This is a genomic window from Martelella sp. (assembly GCF_984369615.1).
The window spans coordinates 1-2,699 of the sequence record NZ_CFHTCS010000481.1 but is presented as its reverse complement, the minus strand read 5'-3'; the positions used below and the strand labels follow the sequence as shown (position 1 = coordinate 2,699).

Below are 2,699 nucleotides of genomic sequence, written 5' to 3'. Positions count from 1 at the left end.
GCATACTTCCCGAGGGCGTTACGGCAAGCGACGCCGCGCTCGCCGAACCGCTTTCGGTGGCGCTGCACTGCATCGTCCGCTCCGGCATGAAGCCGGGCGATCGCGTCGCCATTCTCGGCGCCGGGCCGATCGGTCTGCTGGTCGCCTTCTGGGCGCGGCGACTGGGCGCTTCCAGGGTGGTGATGGCCGATCTCTACGATCATCAGGCCGAACGCGCCCGCGCTCTGGGGGCGACGGGCTTTGCCCTCTCCGGCGCGGGTCTTTCCGAAAACCTGAGCGATCAGTGCGGCGGCCCGCCCGACATCGTCTTCGAATGCGTCGGCAAGCCCGGCCTTCTGCAAGCGGCCGTCGAAGCTGTTCGGCTGCAGGGCAAGGTGATCGGCGTCGGTCTTTGCATCGGCGGCGATGAATGGGACCCGTTCGTGGCGCTCTCCAAGGAGATCGACCTGATCTTTTCGGTCTTTTTCCATCAGAGAAATGAATTCGGCGTGGCGCTCGACGCGCTTGTGAAAGGGGCCGTGGTCGCGCCGCAGGCGATCATCACCGACCGCATCGGCCTTTCGCCCGTGCCGCAGGTCTTCGAAGGCCTGCGCCGGCGCACCACCCAATGCAAGGTGCTGATCCAGCCCGAACTTGCCTGAAGGAGAGGATATGACTGTTCAGTTTGAGACATCAGAATACGAGATCGGCGACGTTCATACGGTGGTGAAGGCCATCGGAAAGGGCAAGCCGGTGCTGTTCCTGCATGGCGCGGCGACGCTGGAAGGCTTCGATTTCGCCGCGGGGTTTTCCGATCGTTTCCGGGTCTATTGCCCGAGCCATCCCGGCATGGGCTATTCGGGCGATGCGCCCCATGTTTCGGGGGCGATGGATATCATCATCCATTATCTGAACCTGCTCGACGCGATGGACCTTCCGGAAAAGCCGCATCTGATCGGCTTCTCGATGGGCGGCTGGCTCGCCACGGAACTCGCCGCCGTTGCCGGCGACCGGTTCGACCGCGTCGTGCTGCTCGCGCCGGCCGGGCTCAACGATCCCGACCATCCCGCGACCGATCTCGGATCGATCGCGCCGCAGGACCTTCCCGGCTTTCTGGCGCATGACCCCAAGGTGGCGCTGCGCTATTTCCCCGATGGTTCCGATCCCGCATTCGCCGAAAAATTCGGCGCCGATCGCGCCCGCGAGGGTGAGACGGTCGGGCGGATCTGCGCGCCCTTCGGCATGGGTCACCCCAATCTGCGCCGCATGCTCGCCCGGATATCCAATCCGGCGCTGGTGGTCTGGGGCGACAAGGACAGGCTTCTGCCGGCAAGCCAGCTGCCCTTGTGGGTGGAGCAATTGCCCAACGGCCAGGCGCTGCTGATCGAGGGCGCCGGCCATCTGCTGCTTCAGGAGCAGCCCGATAGCGTGACAAAGATCGGCGACTTTCTCGCCGGACCAACATTGTAGGAGGAGATGACATGAACAAACATGTGAAGCCCGGATACTGGGGCGACAGCGTCGATTATCGCGACATCCTGAAAAAGATCGCGGACATCGGCCCGACGCTCGAAGCCAATGCGCCGGCGGACGAGGAAGCGGGCGAACTGACGAAGGAAAGCTTCGAGGCGCTGAAGCCGCTGCGTTTCTCGCATCTGATGGCCACGGAAGAGCTCGGCGGCGCGCAGATGCGCCCGACCGAGGTTCTGCAACTGATCGAGGCGGTGACCTGGTGGTCGGGCTCGGCCGGCTGGGTGTCAATGGTGCATTGCTGCATCGGCGCGATGTCGGCGGCGTTCCTGCCCGACAGTGCGGTCGAACGCCTGTTCGAGCCCGGCAGCGACAACCGCTTCTCGGGGCAGGGCGCGCCGCTCGGCATGCTCAAGAAGGTCGATGGCGGCTACACGCTGACCGGGAAATGGAGCTATGGCTCTGGCTTCAGCCACGCAACCTGGTCGCATTCGGCCTGCTTCATCGATGACGGCAACGGAAAGCCGGCCAAGGATGCCGACGGCAATGTCATGGTGATGTGCGCCCATGCGCCGATCGGCGAGCATGAACAGCTTGGCAACTGGGATGTGCTCGGCCTCAAGGGCACCGGCTCGATCGATTACTCCGCCAAGGATGTCTTCATCCCCGATGATCTGGTGTTTCCGATCCTGTCGGCGCCGCCGCAGCGTCTGAAGGAATTGTTCAGCCTCGGCATTGTCGGTCTTGCATCGATCGGTCACACCGGCTGGGCCATGGGCACGGGCCGGCGCATGCTGGACGAGATCGCCAAATTCGCCCGCAGCAAGTCCGGCCGGGCCGGCATGCTCGGGGAAAGCGAGAAGTTCTGGTACGATTATGGCCGCGCGGAAGCCAATTATCGCGCCGCGCGCGCCTTCGTCATGGAAGTCTGGGGCGATATCGAGGCCAGCGCCGAGGCGGGCAAGATGATGACAACCCGCCAGATCAGCCTCGTTCATCTGGCCAAGGCCCAGATCCATGAAGTGGGCGTCGATGTCTGCAATTTCGCCTATCGCGCATCCGGCGGGGCTGGGCTCAGGGCCGGCGTGATCCAGCGCACCCTTCGCGACATGATGGTGGCGGCAAACCATTTCACCATCGCGCCGTCGCTTGTGACGTCTGCCGGCCGAGATATCGGCGGGCTTTGGTCCGATCGGACCTGGCAATTCTACGACCTGATCGAGAAGTAATAACCGGAGGGGGCGCAAAAT

3 protein-coding genes are annotated in these 2,699 nt (G+C 63.9%); all 3 read left to right on the top strand.

What is annotated here, in order from left to right; all coding sequences use genetic code 11:
- Window positions 1-641, top strand: a 641-nt coding sequence (locus AC5DC2_RS22560; protein ID WP_491700108.1) for a zinc-binding dehydrogenase, incomplete at its 5' end; no start/stop codon positions are given.
- A 10-nt stretch (window positions 642-651) separates the two neighbouring features.
- Complete coding sequence (locus AC5DC2_RS22555; protein WP_491700107.1) at window positions 652-1,449, top strand: alpha/beta fold hydrolase; 798 nt, start codon at window positions 652-654, stop codon at window positions 1,447-1,449.
- An 11-nt stretch (window positions 1,450-1,460) separates the two neighbouring features.
- Window positions 1,461-2,678, top strand: a complete 1,218-nt coding sequence (locus tag AC5DC2_RS22550) for an acyl-CoA dehydrogenase family protein (protein WP_024707907.1) — start codon at window positions 1,461-1,463, stop codon at window positions 2,676-2,678.
- Window positions 2,679-2,699 lie beyond the last annotated feature (21 nt).

Excerpts from the sequence above, each read along its gene's own strand:
- AC5DC2_RS22550 (WP_024707907.1), top strand. The coding sequence starts at position 1,461 with ATGAACAAACATGTGAAGCCCGGATACTGGGGCGACAGCGTCGATTAT.
- AC5DC2_RS22555 (WP_491700107.1), top strand. The coding sequence starts at position 652 with ATGACTGTTCAGTTTGAGACATCAGAATACGAGATCGGCGACGTTCAT.